This window comes from Treponema sp. JC4 (assembly GCF_000260795.1).
In the GTDB taxonomy this organism is placed as follows: Bacteria; Spirochaetota; Spirochaetia; order Treponematales; family Treponemataceae; genus Treponema_D.
This window is the reverse complement of record NZ_AJGU01000042.1, coordinates 1-15,651: the sequence shown is the minus strand read 5'-3', so window position 1 is coordinate 15,651 and position 15,651 is coordinate 1. Positions and strand designations below refer to the sequence as shown.

Below are 15,651 nucleotides of genomic sequence, written 5' to 3'. Positions count from 1 at the left end.
TACAGCCCACGAAGAAGAAGAAAATCCCTGCCACAGAAAAGGTTCCGGTCATGAAGATGCCCTTTTTGAAGACGTTTTGTTCCAGAAAGCTGTAGTTGCTTATGCCCTTATGCAGAAAAAAGCTGATTTACCTGAGATCATTCACTGTCAGGATGCTTCAACTGCAAGTCTCCCGGCTTTACTTGCGGCAGAAAAGAAGCTTTCAAAAATACAGGCAGTCGTAACAATTCATAACTGCGGCCCTGCATATCATCACTCTTTTTCTAGTATTGGTGAAGCAGCCTGGTATACCGGCTTAAAAACACCTCTTTTACGCCGCTCTATGAACCGCCATATGGTTGAGCCTTTCCTTCTGGCTGCAGAAAGCGGAGCCCATCTTTCTACGGTATCTGAAGTTTATGCAAGTGAACTTACAGATCCTAATAACTGGGATTTGACAGACGGACTTGCCCCGATTTTTGCAGAGCGTGGCATTCACATTACCGGAATTACAAACGGTTTTGATTTTGACCGCTATAATCCTGAAGATAAAAATATTTCCCTTTTGCCTTTTGAATTTAATCCTGAAAAAAAGGATTTAGAAGGTAAGTGGAAGTGTCGTAAATTTTTCATTCAGAATATCGTAAATACAGATAATTATGACTGTACCGGCGTTAAAAAAATCGGAAAGCTTGAATGTTCCTCTGATTTTTCAAAGGAAATCTATATTGCCTACCACGGACGTTTTGCAAGCCAGAAGGGGCTTACAGTTCTTGCATCAGCTGTTCCTGTAATTCTTGATAACTTTGCAAATGTAAGATTTATTTTTATGGGGCAGGGGGAACCTGACCTTGAAAACAGCATAACAGAGCTTACAAACCGCTATCCGGGAAAAATTACCTACCTTAACGGCTATAACCGTTCAATTGCCAGAATGGTTGCCGCTGTAAATGATTTTATTGTTCTTCCTTCTTATTTTGAGCCTTGTGGACTTGAAGATTATATTGCCCAGTCTTATGGAACTCTGCCTGTGGCTCATAAAACCGGCGGTCTTAATAAAATCATTGATGAAAAATCAGGCTTTTTATACCCGAGAAATACAACAGACTGTCTTGTTGCAAAGCTTTGTGAAGTGATTATGCTTAAAAAACTCAAGTCATCTGAAATTACAAAGATGATTAAGAATGCAGCAACTTACATTCATAAAGAGTATCTTTGGAAAACTGTAGTGCAGAAAAAATATCTGCCATTTTTTAAAGAAATTTTGAAAAAATAGTATTTGGGCACTTGACTCTTTTTTGTCAAAAGAATATATTATAACACGTTCGACGCACTTAAGTGCTGAAAACAAAAATACATCTGCTGCCTTAGCTCAGCTGGTAGAGCACGTGATTTGTAATCTCGGGGTCGTGGGTCCAAATCCTACAGGCAGCTTAAAATCGGGGAGTTCGCATAGCGGCAATTGCAAGGGACTGTAAATCCCTCGACTCGCGTCTCCAGAGGTTCGAGTCCTCTACTCCCCATGATCTTTCAAGAGTTAGATTTCTTCTAGCTCTTTTTTTTTTGCCAAAATCCCTTTTAAATCACTATCACAAATCTCAAAAATAGTATAAAATTAAAATGTTAAAAAATTGAGGGGGCACTTTGTTAGTTCGTTTCTGGGGAGTAAGAGGTTCTCTTCCGACTCCGCTTTCACCGCAACAGATTCAATCAAAAATTATGGCAGTTGTACAACGTATTACTGCGGATGATTTAAAATCTGATGAAAGTCGTGCCCGTTTTGTATCAAATCTTCCAGACTGGATTTATGGAACTACCGGCGGTAACACTGCCTGTGTAGAACTTAGAGACTGCGATACAGAAATCATTCTTGATGCTGGTTCTGGTATCCGTGCCCTTGGAAAATCAAAAGATAAGCCTAAAAACAAGCATTATCATATTTTCTTTTCTCATTTTCACTGGGATCATATTCAGGGACTTCCTTTTTTCGATGATATCTATAATCCTTCTGTAAAGATTGATATTTATTCTCCTTATGAAAATGCCCGTTCTTATCTGGAAAAACAGATGACTAATCCCTATCTTTTTCCGGTTGGTTATAACGCATTTACAAAAAATATTACCTTCCATACCCTTAAGCAGACTGACCAGATTATGGTCAATGACATTAAAGTAAATGTCTGTAAAATGAAGCATCCGGGAGATTCTTATTCTTATTCTTTTGAAAAAAACGGCAAAAAAATAGTTTACGCAACTGATGTTGAACTTGAACCTGAGGATTTTGTTGTAACTGAAGACCGGAAAAATGTTTTTGATGGTGCAGACTGCATGATTATTGATTCTCAGTACACGGTTCTTGATCATATCGCTAAAAAGAACTGGGGACATTCAGCCTTCTGTTATGCCGTTGATTACGCTAATTTCTGGAATATAAAAAAGATGTTTATTTTCCATCATGAGCCAACTTATAATGATGCTGAATTAAATGCCATTTTGAATACTTCCAGACAGTATTCAATTCAGGTTGGACATCCGGAACTTGAAATTAATCTTGCAAAGGAAGATACTGAAGTAAAAGTATGAGCGAAAACGAATCCGCATTCACACTGAACTATTCTTTTACTGCAAAAGAAATAAAGCTTCTTGCAAAATTTCTCCGTAAAAATGAAACAGAACTTCCTCATGGTTTAGAAAATTTTGCAAAAACCCTTGAAAATTCTGTTTATGACTGCATGACACTTGAAGAGGTTAAAGAATTTTACTCATGAAAAAAATCCTGCTTTTTATCGCTTCTTTTATTTTATTGTTTGCACTTTGTATTTATGCCTTTGTTTTTATTCAGACTCGTCCTGTTAATAAGGCTGATGATAGAGATGTCCGCATTGAAATTCCTTCAGGCATGAGTGTTGCCCAGGTTTCTAATCTTCTTAAAAAGGAAAATCTTGTACGTAATTCCCGTCTTTTTATTTTTCTGTAAGATTTCCGCTTTTAAACTCCTTTTTGTTTTTTAAAGAGCCTTCAAGTTCTTCTTTTGTATTAAAGAGCGGTATTTATAAACTTAATCCTTCAATGGATTTTTCAGAAATTCAAAAGGAATTAAGTTCTGGCCAGCAGGAATTTATTGTAATTTCACTTCCTGAAGGCCTTACCATTTCAAAAATTGCTGCAATTCTTGAAAATAATAAAATCTGTCCGGCTTCAGATTTTGTAGCTTTCTGTCATGATTCATCTTCTTCACTTTTTTCTGAATTTAAAATTGCAGGAGAGTCTCTCGAAGGTTATCTCTTTCCTGATACCTATTATTTTACAAGCGGTATGTCTGTCCAGTCTGCTACACGAATCATGGTTGAAAATTTCTTTGAAAAAATTAAGGGAGTTCGCGGCCTTTCTGAAAAATCGCCGTCAGAGCTTTTTGAAATCCTTACTCTGGCTTCTATTGTTGAGCGTGAATACAGAATTGCAGAGGAAGCTCCTTTAATTGCAAGCGTATTCAGAAACCGCATTAAAAATAATATCGGTCTTTATTCCTGTGCGACAGTTGAATATATCATTACAGAAATTCAGGGAAAGCCTCATCCAAAGCGCATTCTCCTTGATGACCTTAAAATTGATAATCCTTATAACACCTATAAATGGGCAGGATTGACACCAGGTCCTATTTCAAATCCGGGACTTATTGCTCTTGATGCTGCCTGCAATACGCCTTCTACAAATTATTACTTTTTCCAGATTGCTGATCAGGGGGCTGGGCGTCATGTTTTTTCTACTACCTTTGAACAGCATAAAGTCAATCATAATCTCTATACCAAAGATTAGGCTTTCTTAAGGAGATTGAGTTTGGCAGGCCGCATTTCTAAAGAAACAGTAGATGCAATTAATTCTCAGGCTGATATAGTCAGTATTGTCGGTGAATACACAAAGCTTGAACGCCGCGGACCTAATGACTGGTGGGGCTGCTGTCCTATTCACGGCGAAAAAACACCTTCTTTTCATGTAGATGGAAACAATCACTTTTTTAACTGTTTTGGCTGCCATAAGGGGGGAACAGTAATTTCCTTTCTTATGGAAATGGAAAAAACTTCTTTTTATGACACTGTAATCGGCCTTGCAAAGAGAACCGGAATCGAAGTCCGCTATGAAGATGGTGGTGCTGCTCCAAAGGATTTTGTACCTGATAATACTGTAAATGAACTTCTGGAGCTTTATGACCGCACAGCCACTATGTTCAGTTATTTTCTTCTGGAGACTGAACAGGGAAAACAGGCTTTGAAATATGCCCTTGACCGCGGACTTTCCCGGGAAATTATAGAAAAGTTTAAGCTTGGATTTGCGCCTGCAGACCGCCGCTGGCTTAAAGGCTTTTTGAAATCAAAAAATTACAGCGATGAATTTCTTGCAAAATCAGGGCTTTTCAGTAAGAACTATCCTGACATTACAATTTTTTCAAACCGTCTTATGTTCCCGATTTTTAACCGTAAGGGGCAGGTGGTAGCTTTCAGTGGTCGTGCCATGCCGCCGGATGATAAGGAAAGAAAATATATAAACTCACCGGAGCTTCCGACTTACAAAAAACGCGACACTCTTTTTTATTTTAACTTTGCAAAAAATGCAATCCGTCAGGAAAACAAGGTAATTGTCTGCGAAGGTAATATGGATTGTATTGCCTATCACCAGAGCGGACTTGAATATGCGGTTGCTCCTTTGGGAACAGCCTTTACCGAAGAGCAGGTAAAAATCCTTCAGGGCTTTGCGGATACAATTCTTTTGTCTTTTGATTCAGATGAAGCAGGTCAGGCGGCTACAAAAAAAGCAATCCTCATGTGCAGGCGCAGCGGACTTACGGTAAAAGTAATCCAACTGCGGGGCGGTAAAGATCCTTCAGAAATTCTTAACAAATTTGGAAAAGAAAACTTGACTGCACAGGTAAACGGTGCTATATTAGATAGCGATTATTTTTTAGTTAGACTAGGTGAAAAATACCCTGTGGACACTCCGGAGGGTAAAACTAAGGCTGCTCTTGAATATTTTGAGTACATCGATTCACTTCAGTCTGATATTCAAAAAGAATCGTGCCTTGACCAATTGAGTCAGGCATACAATCTGAAACCGGAGGCTGTAAAAAGGGATTTTAACAATCGTAGTCAGGCCAAAGAGCGCGCAAACTTCCGGCAGGAAATCAACACAAAACCACAGAACCTTGCAATAAAACCAGATGCGGAACTCCGCGGTTTGGTAGCAGTTATCGCCGATCTTAACCAGTTTATGGTTCTACGCCAGGAATTGACCCCAAATGATTTTAAAAACCCGTCAGCTCAAAAGTTATTTCAGGTACTGGAGGAATGTTCAAGCCAAAATTCACTCGAGATTAATTCTATCCTTACAAAGTGCAGCGATGAAGGCCTTGTAAATTTTATAACTGCAAGTCTTTCTTCTCCTTTATACAAGAGCGTGGATGTGAGTATCATAGTTCAGGATACTATAAAATTAGTTAAGAAAAATAAGCTCAATGATCAGAGAGAAAAATTGATGCAACGCATAAGGAATTTCCAGATTATTACCGATGATGATAGAAAGCAGTTGAACAATCTTCTGGCTCAAAAACTTGAACTTGACCGTCAGGTTCAAAAATTACAAAAGTAAGGGAACTTAGATGACCGAAACACTCGATTCTACTATTGAGAAACTTCTTGAATTTGCAAAATCAAAATCCTTCATTACATGGGATGAAATTATTGAACGTCTTGGACAGGACTTTGTAAATCAGGATGAACTGATGGAACCTGTTCTTGATAAGCTTAAGGAAATTAACCGTGAGCCTGTGGAAACAGGAATTATCGGTGTTGATGACGAGCCTCAGGATGATGAAATTGAAGAGTCAGATGAAGATGATGATTCAATGATTCTTGAAAATGATGATGAAGATGGTGTTCAGGATGATTCTGTAGCTGAAATTGAAAAGGCAGAAAAGGCTGCTTCAAAATCCCGCCTTGTTAACAGTGATAAAGAAGCAAGTATTGATGATCCTATCAGACTTTATCTTCGTGAAATTGGACGTGAAAATCTTCTTACTGCCGAGCAGGAAATTGAACTTTCTAAGGCAATGGAAGAGGGAAATAACATCATTAAAGATGTAATCAAAAATTCCGGAATCATGATTCCAGAATTCTTTGCAATTGCTCAGAAGGCTTTTACCCGTATTGATATTCATGAATCAGGAAAAACCCGTAAAGAAATCAACGAAGAAATGGCTGATAAAAAGCGTCTTCGCGGTTATTACGGAGAGCATTTGAAACCTGTATTGCCGGAAATTAAGCAGTACATGAATATTAAAAAGCAGCTCTTTGAGGCAGAGCAGTCAAGTTCAATTTTCCAGGACTCTCAGCTGGTTGAACTCCGCGGAGTAATTCTTGAAGAGTTAAAAAAAGTAGACATTCAGTCAGAAGAACTTGATAAATTTACTCAGAAATATCGTGATGCTGTAATTAAGATTGAAGAATATCATCAGAAACAGGAAAAAAAGATGAAGGAACTTCGTATTTCGAACCCTTCAGAACTTCGCAACCTTGGACGTAAAATTTCAATCCGCTCACAGGCTGTTATTCTTGAAGCAGAACTCAACATGAGTGCTGATGAAATCCGCGAAATCTATACTCAGATTCAGAAGATTGACCGCAAGCTTCACCGCCTTGAATACGAGTTCGAAAACAATGTTGAAGATATTCTTGTAATGGCACAGAACATTGAAAAGGGCCGCGTAATGATGGAAAAGGCTAAAAACCGCCTTATCAATGCCAACCTCCGACTTGTAGTTTCTATTGCTAAAAAATATACAAACCGTGGTCTTCACTTCTTTGACCTTGTTCAGGAAGGAAATATCGGTCTTATCAAGGCTGTAGAAAAATTTGAATACCGCAAGGGATTTAAGTTCTCTACATATGCTACATGGTGGATTCGCCAGGCAATTACCCGTTCTATTTCAGACCAGGCTCGTACAATCCGTGTTCCTGTTCATATGATTGAACAGATTAATAAGGTCGTTCGCGAAAGCCGTCAGCTTATGCAGAAGCTTGGCCGAGAACCGACAGATGAAGAAATTGCACAGCAGCTTGGCTGGAACGTTGCAAAGGTTAAGCAGGTTAAAAACGTTGCCCGCGAACCAATTTCTCTTGAAACTCCAATTGGTGAAGAGGAAGATTCAATCCTTGGAGATTTCATTGAAGACAAGGAAGTTGAAAATCCAGCAACACAGACTGCCTTTACACTTTTGCAGGAGCAGCTGCGAACTGTTTTGAATACTCTGCCACCGCGTGAACAGGAAGTTCTTAAGATGCGCTTTGGTCTTGAAGACGGCTATTCTCTTACTCTTGAAGAGGTTGGTCTTTACTTTGACGTAACCCGCGAGCGTATCCGTCAGATTGAAGCAAAGGCTTTGAGAAGACTTCGTCATCCGCGCCGTGCAAACGGACTTCGCGATTATATTGAAACCTAGATTTTTCTCATGGGGGTGGGGGTAAGTAGAAATTTAACTCCGCCTCATTGTCTAGACTAAAAATCGTATTTAATGTATAGTTAATAATATTTTTATAAGGATAGTTACATGGTAACAGAAGTTTTTGACAATTTAAAAGAATTACAGAACATTCTAGTAGAAAAATATGATTTGGAAGCTAAAGTTGCTGAAGCTCCAAAACAGCTTTCTAGCCAGGATGAACTTTTAGCTCGTCTTAAAAAAGAATACATTGCAAAAAATACAGAGTATGATGAACTTAAAGAAAAAGTAGGCGTACTCAAAGTTGATTTGGACGAAGCTGTAAAATCAAGAGAAGCTGGTGAAAAGGGAATGGATAACATTACAACTCACCGCGAATACGAAGCTCTTGAAAAACAGATTGCAGAAGCTACAGATAAAGAAAATAACGTTCGTAAAGATTTACAGAGAGAAGAAAAACGTCTTTCTGAATTGAACGAAAACCTTAAAAACTATGAATCAATGATTGCTTCACAGGAATCAGATTTGAATGCAAGCCGCCAGTCTTTGGACAATACAATTTCTGGCTACAATTCACGCATTTCTGAACTCCAGGCTGAAGAAGATAAAATCTCTCAGAATGTAGATAAGGAAATTCTCTTTAAGTTCCAGCGCATTATTCAGCGCAATTCTGATGGTATCGTAGCTGTTCGTAACGGTGTATGTACTGGTTGTCATATGATTCTTCCTGCACAGTTTGCAAATATCGTTCGCGTTGGTGATAACATCAATTTCTGTCCATACTGCAGCCGCATTCTTTTCTACGAAGAGGTAGCAGAAGACGAAGCAGAGAACTACTTTGACATCAATGCAGCAGGAAGTCTTGCTGATCTTGATGATGACTTTGAAGACGAAGTTGAAGACGAAGATATGGAAAGCAGAGACGAAGATCTCGGCGATTCATATGATGAAGATGATTCAGATTTGTCTGAGGACGATGAGGACGAAGACTTTGATGATGAAGCTGATGAGGAATCTGACGAAGACGACTCTGAAGAGTAAATGATTTTTGAAAATTGGATAGGATATAACCGCTTTGCTGCTTTGTGATGATACAGGGCAGCAGTGAGGTAAAGTCCGGGCTCCTTCGGAAAAAATGCCGGGTAATAACCGGGCGAAAACAGGCAGCTGCAGATTTCTGCAAAGCCCCGTTTTTCGACAGAGAGTGCAACAGAAATTATACCGCCCGCTGCAAAGCGAGTAAGGGTGAAAAGGTGGTGTAAGAGACTACCGGTCAGGCTGGTAACGGCCGGCGCTTGTAAACCTCATTTGGAGCAAGGTTAAGCAGCAGTAAGGTTTTTCCGAGCTTTTTACTGCGGGTAAACCGCTGGAGCAGACTGGTAACAGTTTTGCGTGGATAGATGGTTATGCGTGAAGTTTGATTTTTCAGGCTTTACAGAACAGAACCCGGCTTATTGTCCTATCTTTTTTATATTTAATTAAAAATGAAGAGTGCAGAGAATACAAATCTTTACAAAATCAGGAATATGAAGCTGCTTAAGATATCAAAAATAATGGCAGCTGTTTTTTTTGTACTCTTAATCATCTTTCTTGCTTTTTATATAATCACAGATAATAAAAAAAATAATATAAGCCTTAGAAATATCAAAAAAGCCTGGAATGATAATTATGACTACCAGACAGTTTATGATATCAGTAAGCGTTATTTACAGACAAAGCCCTTTAATAATACTGCCTTAATTTACAACAGTTATGCATCTTTCTTTCTTTCTCAGTCACAGCTTGAAAATCAGAAGGCTCAGGAATATCTGGACGAGTGCATTACAAATCTTAGAATTGCTATTTATAACTCTAAAAAATCAGTTCAGCCGCAGATTTATTATATGCTTGGTAAGTCATATTTTTATAAAAATTCCCTTTCAAGCCATTATTATTCAGATCTTGCAGTAAAATATCTTCTTCTGGCAAAGGAAAACGGCTATAAGGCTGATGATATTCCTGAATATCTTGGACTTAGTTATGCAGCTTTAGGAATGACAGTAGAGAGCATTTCTTCCTTTACAGAGGCTCTTTTAATCAGGGAATCAGATACACTTTTACTTTCTATTGCTGAACAATATTACAAAACAAAAGAGTACAATGTTTCAAAACAGTACCTTTTCAGGGTGATAAATAATAGTAAAAATGATAATATTATTATAAAAGCACGTAACCTGATGGCGAACATACTTGTTGATGAAGAGAAGTATGAAGAGGCTTTAGAAGAATTTAATAATGTTTTGCAAAAAACTGAAAATTCCGCTGACGCTCATTATGGAATTGGTGTAATATATGAAAAACAGGGCAATATTGTAAAAGCCAGGGCAGAATGGCGTGCCGCTTTAAAAATACAGGCAAATCATCCGCTTGCTTTGCAAAAGATGTCCGAAAATTAAAATATAAAATATTCGAATAAAAATAATGTGGGAGGACTCTGATGAGTTTTTTGGATCATTTTTCTACTGACATTGGAATTGACTTAGGTACCTGTAATACATTGATTTATGTGCGCGACAAGGGAATCGTAATTGATGAGCCTTCCGTAATTGCTGTTGAACGCGGTACAAAAAAAATCGTTGCCGTAGGTTCAGAAGCTAAGCGCATGCTTGATAAAACTCCTGGAAACATTATTGCAATTCGTCCTCTGGCTGACGGTGTTATTGCTGATATCGACAGTACAGAAAAAATGATTAAATACTTTATTTCAAAAATTATTCCACGCCATCAGATTTTCAAATCTGTACGCATGAAGATTGGTATTCCGTCTTGTATTACTGACGTTGAACGCCGTGCCGTAATTGAAGCCGCTGTAAAAGCCGGTGCAAAGGAAGTTGAAGTAATTGCAGAATCACTCGCTGCCGCTATTGGTGCAGAAATCCCTATTTTTGAACCAGCTGGTCATATGGTTTGTGATATTGGTGGTGGTACTTCTGAAGTTTCTGTAATTTCTTTGGGTGGTATGGTTGTTACTCATTCTATCCGCGTTGGTGGTGATAAGTTTGATGAAGCAATTGTAAAACACGTAAAGAACGTACATAACCTTATTATTGGTCAGACAGCCGCTGAACGCCTTAAGGTTCAGATTGGTAATGCTGCACCGGAAAAAACAATCGAAAAGATGGAGCTTAAGGGAACTGATGCCGTAACTGGTCTTCCACGCCGTCTTGAAATCGACAGTGTAGAAGTTCGTGAAGCTTTGAAAGAGCCTGTAAGCAAAATCGTTGAAGAAATTAAGATTGTATTAAGCGAAACTCCTCCAGCTTTGGCTTCTGATATTATTGAACGCGGTATTGTAATGACTGGTGGTGGTTCTATGCTTCGTGAACTTCCAAAACTTATTTCAAAGGAAACTGGCGTTCCTGTAATTCTTGTTGAAGAACCTCTTAAGTGTGTTGCTCTTGGTGCCGGTAAAGCATTTGAAATGTTTAAAGATATGTCTTCTGAACGTTCAATTTACGACAGCCTTAACGACTAATCATCATGGCAAAAAAAAGCAAAGGCTTCAGGTTCGGCTTTTCAGAGTTTATTTTTATTCTCCTGGTTATTGTTTCTTCAACAATGCTGACTTTCAGTTCAGGAAAATTTGTCCTTAATTTTAAGAAGATCGGATTTTCCGTATTGTCTTCAGTTGAAAAATGTGTATTTACGGTAACTGACGGAATAAAAAATACCGTAACTTCTGTAGCTGAACTTAGAAAACTTAAGAAAGACTATAATGCGCTTGTCGTAAAACTTGAAAACTACGAAAAAATGCAGCGAAGTAATGTTGATATCCGTAAGGAAAATGAACGACTTCGCGAGCTTCTGGATTTTTCGGTAAGTGCAGAAGAAAAAAATATTCCTGCTCAGATTATTTCCCGCGAACTGGATAATTCCTTTTCATATCTTACAATTGATAAGGGTAGTGTAAACGGAATTAAAAAGAATATGCCGGTTCTTGCATATCAGAACGGAAACCGCGGACTTGTTGGAAAAATCGTGCAGGTTGGAACTTTTGCCAGCATCATCATGCCGGTTTATAACACCAGTAATAACGTATCTGCCAGAATTCAAAATACCCGTGACCTGGGACTTGTAACAGGACAGGGAAACCCTGATTTACCACTGCAGATGCAGTATATCAGAAAGCGAGTTGCTCCTGACCTGAATTTTGGAGATGTCATTGTAACCTCCGGTGAAAATGATAATTATATGAGGGATGTTCAGATCGGAACGATTTCAAAAATTACGGTTCTGGACTACAACTCCTCATTGAATATTGAAGTAACTCCTATTATTGATTTTTCACGACTGGAAAATGTAATTGTAGTCAATCAGAAGGAACTTAACGATAAGCATGTTCAGGAGGATAAAGAATGACAAAATCAATTCTTGTAAGTACCTTTATTCTTTTTTGTTCTGTAATAATCGAATCATCAATTCTGTCAAATATTACTTTTTTGATGGTTGTTCCTGATTTTGTTTTGATCTGCTCTGTTTATTTTGCACTTTTAAATGGAAAAACTGCAGGTGAGGCTACAGGCTTTATTTCGGGTCTTTTCCTTGATTTTGTAACAGGAATTCCTTTTGGTTTTAACTGTCTTTTCAGAACTATTATGGGCTATATTTTCGGCTGTTTTACTGAAACTGTTCTTTTGAAGGGCTTTTTAATTCCAATGGTAACAATAGGGCTTGCCACACTTTTAAAATCGCTTCTTGTTTCGGCTGTAATTGTTTTCTTTCCTAATGTAAATCTTTATCATGCTGGTATTATTTCCCAGGAATTTCTTTTTGAATTTGTGTTAAATATTCTTCTTGCTCCATTTGTATTCAAGTTTTTGAGTTTCTTTAATAGTCTGCTTGAAATTTCTACAACTCAGGATAAGGTAGACAATGTATAGAACTAGCGGAGATACAGTTTCTAAAAACGCAAGAGTATTTCTCCTTCTCATAATATTTGCCGCAATTTTTATTGCCTACATTCTGCGGCTTTTTTCCATGCAGATTGTTCACGGAACTCATTACCGTTCACAGTCTCAGAGAATTTCAAGTTTGATTACCACACTTCCTGCTCAGCGGGGGGAAATCTTTGACCGTAATGCAAACCTTCCTATGGTTATCAATACAGAAAGCTTTGCTGTGGAAGTTACACCGGGAAATATCCCTGCAAACATGTATGATACTATTGCTTTCCGTCTTGCAAAATATCTTGGTATTTCAAAAGCGGAAATTGACAAGCGTATTCCAAAGAATATCCGTCGTTCCTACTCAAGTGTTGTTGTAAAATCTAATGTTCCTTTCAGCATTATTTCAAATATTGCAGAAAATATTACCGATTTGCCTGGTGTTTCCTGGGCTTCAAAGCCTGTAAGAAACTATCTTCATACTCCTTCTCTTTCTCATATTGTTGGATATGTAGGTACTATTACTCAGGAAGAAATGAATGTTTTGTATAACAAGGGTTATACAAAGGACAGTATTGTAGGTAAGACTGGTATTGAAAAACAGTATGACTCTCTTTTACAGGGAACTGTAGGCCGGGAAATGTCTACAATTGACGTTTTTGGCCGTGTAATTTCTGATGTTCCTATTGTTGAACCTCCAAAAATGGGAAATAACCTTGTACTTACAATTGATTCTGATATTCAAAAGCTTGCTGAAGAGGCACTTGGAAACAGAGTAGGGGCAACTGTGGTTTTAAAACCTGCCACTGGTGAAGTTCTTGCAATGGTTTCCTATCCATATTTTGATTCAAATATCTTCAGCTCGGATGATGCGGGTATTGAATACTCAAAACTTTTGAATGATACTTCAAAACCTTTGATTAACCGTGCCGTTCAGCTTTCTTATCCGCCGGCTTCTACTTTTAAAATTATTATGTCTGCGGCCATGCTTCAGGAAAATGCTTATCCTTCAGCAAATAAAATTGAATGCCGCGGTTTTATGAATTATGGTGGACGTGTTTTCCACTGTCATATTCACAGACCTGGACACGGCTGGCTTGATCTTAAAAATGCCCTTGCTCAGTCATGTGATATTTATTACTGGACAATTGGTCGTGACTATCTTGGTATTGAAAAGATTTCTTCTTATGCAAAAGAATTTGGACTTGGCCAGATTACACAGATTGACCTTCCAAGCCAGGTTCCGGGACTTGTACCGACTGCTGAATGGAAGGAAAAACGCTATCACGAAAAATGGCTTGGTGGTGATACCATGTCCTGTTCAATTGGTCAGGGCTATCTTGAAGCAACTCCTCTCCATCTTGCTAATATGATTGCAATGGTATCAAATGAAGGGGTAATTTATAAACCTCATCTTTTGAAAGAAGTTCGTGACTCTGTAACAAATGAAATTATTTCTGAAGTAAAACCTGAAATCCTTACTGAATCTACAATTGATAAAAAAGTCTGGCTTGAAGTTCAGGAAGCTCTTCGTTACACCGTTACAGACGGTACTCCACAGTATCCGATGCATAATAAGCTTGTACAGATTGCCTGTAAAACCGGTACTGCCGAAGTTGATCAGTATAAGAGTTTGAATCAGTGGCATTCCTGGCTGGTTGCCTATGCTCCTTATGATGCACCTCCGGAGGAAAGAGTCTGTGTTGCTACAATCGTAGAGGCAGTTAACAAGTGGGAATGGTGGGCTCCATATTGTACAAACATCATCATTCAGGGTATTTTTGCTCATCAGACATATTCCGAGGCAATAAAAGAACTTGGCTTTGAATATCTGAATAAAAACGTAGGACGACGAGAGTAGGGGAAATGAAAAACAGGTTTCTTGCAAAATTTGATTATTTATTAATTCTGGCAGTTCTCTCGCTTGTAACAATCGGAGTTCTTTTTATTTATTCTTCATCTATTAATTCCGATGGAATTTCTGTAACTAATGAGCACATAAAACAGATTATCTGGGCTTCAATCGGTACAGTCCTGATGGTACTTATAACTTTATATGACTACCGACGTCTTCAGTCTTCAACCTTTTATCTTTATGTTTTCTTAATTATTCTTCTTGTGTATACACGAATTTTTGGAAAATACGTAAATGGTGCCTACAGCTGGATTGGTTTTGGAAGTTTTGGTATTCAGCCGTCTGAGTTTGGAAAAATATTTTATATTCTTTATCTTGCAAATTTTTTATATGAAAGCCGGGGCGAAGACCCTTTCAAACGCTTTGTTTTTGCAACTTTAATTATGCTGCTTCCATTTGGACTTATTATGCTGCAGCCTGACTTAGGAACAGCCAGTGTTTATATCCCGGTTTATCTTATTATGTGCTTTATGGCTGATGTACCGGTAAAATACATCGGTTTTGTCCTGCTTTTTGGTTGTATTACAATTATGAATACAATTCTTCCGGTATGGAATGTTGAGATTGCCAATCATCCTCTTGCAATTATTACAATCCTTACGAATATGAAGCTTCGCACAGTCCTTATTGTAACAATGTTTTTGATTACAATATTAGGATACATTGTACGTAGATACTTTCATGGACCTGAATACTTTAAATGGATTACCTATGTTTTCAGCGCAATTACACTTGCCCTGATTTTTTCAATCCCTGCCAGTAAGGTTCTTAAAGATTATCAGATTAAACGTCTTATTATCTTTATGAATCCTGATAAGGATCCTCGTGGAGCCGGCTGGAATATCATTCAGTCAAAGGTTGCAATAGGTGCGGGCGGCGTTTTTGGCCAGAGTTATCTGCACGGAACCCAGAGTCATTACCGTTTCTTACCTCAGCAAAGTACAGACTTTATTTTCAGCATTATTTCTGAAGAAATTGGATTTGTCGGCGGCTGTATTATTTTTGCAATTTATTCATTTATTTTCTTAAAAATTCTCTGGCTTTTGAAGAATTGTGCAAACTCTTTTGGAACATATATTGCTTCCGGAATATTCGGAATGTTCTTATTTCATTTCTTTATTAACGTTGGAATGGTAATGGGAATGATGCCTATTACAGGTATTCCGCTTCTTTTCCTTTCTTATGGTGGTTCTTCGCTTTTGATGGCAATGAGCAGTATCGGCTTTATAATGAGTATTTCTTACCGCAGAAAGAATTTTAATGAAATTGAATAGGAAGTGGGCATGGGGGGGGGATGTACCCCCTATAAAGTAAGCGTCAAACCAGCACCCCCTACGAATAAAAAA

General features: G+C 38.1%; 14 protein-coding genes, 2 tRNA genes and 1 other RNA gene. All 17 read left to right on the top strand.

All coding sequences use genetic code 11. The features are described from left to right. A partial coding sequence (locus tag MSI_RS11615; RefSeq protein WP_050983941.1) for a glycosyltransferase occupies positions 1 to 1,255 on the top strand: 1,255 nt, incomplete at its 5' end. An 85-nt stretch (positions 1,256 to 1,340) separates the two neighbouring features. After that, positions 1,341 to 1,413: transfer RNA gene (locus MSI_RS11610), tRNA-Thr, on the top strand. Positions 1,414 to 1,420: 7 nt separating this feature from the next. Further along, a tRNA-Tyr gene (locus MSI_RS11605) sits at positions 1,421 to 1,502 on the top strand. A gap of 121 nt (positions 1,503 to 1,623) precedes the next feature. Next, positions 1,624 to 2,562, top strand: coding sequence for an MBL fold metallo-hydrolase (locus MSI_RS11600; protein ID WP_009107218.1), 939 nt, complete (start codon positions 1,624 to 1,626; stop codon positions 2,560 to 2,562). After that, entirely contained in the window at positions 2,559 to 2,747 is a 189-nt protein-coding gene (locus MSI_RS11595; protein ID WP_009107217.1) for a hypothetical protein, read from the top strand. The genes MSI_RS11600 and MSI_RS11595 overlap by 4 nt, the downstream gene beginning before the upstream one ends. Continuing rightward, positions 2,744 to 2,956, top strand: a complete 213-nt coding sequence (locus MSI_RS11590) for a hypothetical protein (protein WP_009107216.1) — start codon at positions 2,744 to 2,746, stop codon at positions 2,954 to 2,956. The genes MSI_RS11595 and MSI_RS11590 overlap by 4 nt, the downstream gene beginning before the upstream one ends. A gap of 23 nt (positions 2,957 to 2,979) precedes the next feature. Beyond that, positions 2,980 to 3,795, top strand: coding sequence for an endolytic transglycosylase MltG (gene mltG / locus MSI_RS11585; protein ID WP_050983940.1), 816 nt, complete (start codon positions 2,980 to 2,982; stop codon positions 3,793 to 3,795). A 21-nt stretch (positions 3,796 to 3,816) separates the two neighbouring features. Next, the gene (dnaG, locus tag MSI_RS11580) at positions 3,817 to 5,619 is read left to right on the top strand and encodes a DNA primase (protein ID WP_009107214.1); all 1,803 of its coding nucleotides are present in this window, start codon (positions 3,817 to 3,819) and stop codon (positions 5,617 to 5,619) included. A 10-nt stretch (positions 5,620 to 5,629) separates the two neighbouring features. Continuing rightward, positions 5,630 to 7,468 carry an RNA polymerase sigma factor RpoD gene (rpoD, locus tag MSI_RS11575; RefSeq protein ID WP_009107213.1) on the top strand — a complete coding sequence of 613 codons (1,839 nt, stop codon included), beginning with the start codon at positions 5,630 to 5,632 and terminating at the stop codon, positions 7,466 to 7,468. A 108-nt stretch (positions 7,469 to 7,576) separates the two neighbouring features. After that, positions 7,577 to 8,509 carry a zinc ribbon domain-containing protein gene (locus MSI_RS11570; protein ID WP_009107212.1) on the top strand — a complete coding sequence of 311 codons (933 nt, stop codon included), beginning with the start codon at positions 7,577 to 7,579 and terminating at the stop codon, positions 8,507 to 8,509. A 15-nt stretch (positions 8,510 to 8,524) separates the two neighbouring features. After that, positions 8,525 to 8,938, top strand: an RNA gene (gene rnpB, locus MSI_RS14360) — RNase P RNA component class A. A 14-nt stretch (positions 8,939 to 8,952) separates the two neighbouring features. Continuing rightward, entirely contained in the window at positions 8,953 to 9,903 is a 951-nt protein-coding gene (locus tag MSI_RS11565; RefSeq protein WP_009107211.1) for a lipopolysaccharide assembly protein LapB, read from the top strand. A 41-nt stretch (positions 9,904 to 9,944) separates the two neighbouring features. Then, on the top strand, positions 9,945 to 10,982 hold the full coding sequence (locus MSI_RS11560) for a rod shape-determining protein (protein WP_009107210.1): 1,038 nt from the start codon (positions 9,945 to 9,947) through the stop codon (positions 10,980 to 10,982). Between the two features lie 5 nt (positions 10,983 to 10,987). After that, entirely contained in the window at positions 10,988 to 11,866 is an 879-nt protein-coding gene (mreC, locus tag MSI_RS11555) for a rod shape-determining protein MreC (protein WP_009107207.1), read from the top strand. Beyond that, a complete protein-coding gene (mreD, locus tag MSI_RS11550) occupies positions 11,863 to 12,387 on the top strand; it encodes a rod shape-determining protein MreD (protein WP_009107205.1) in 525 nt (174 codons plus the stop codon). The genes mreC and mreD overlap by 4 nt, the downstream gene beginning before the upstream one ends. Then, positions 12,380 to 14,251 (top strand): penicillin-binding protein 2, encoded by a 1,872-nt coding sequence (gene mrdA / locus MSI_RS11545; RefSeq protein WP_009107202.1) that lies wholly within the window; start codon positions 12,380 to 12,382, stop codon positions 14,249 to 14,251. Before mreD ends, mrdA begins: the two co-directional genes overlap by 8 nt. 5 nt (positions 14,252 to 14,256) lie before the next feature. Then, complete coding sequence (gene rodA / locus MSI_RS11540) at positions 14,257 to 15,579, top strand: rod shape-determining protein RodA (RefSeq protein WP_009107200.1); 1,323 nt, start codon at positions 14,257 to 14,259, stop codon at positions 15,577 to 15,579. Positions 15,580 to 15,651: the final 72 nt, after the last annotated feature.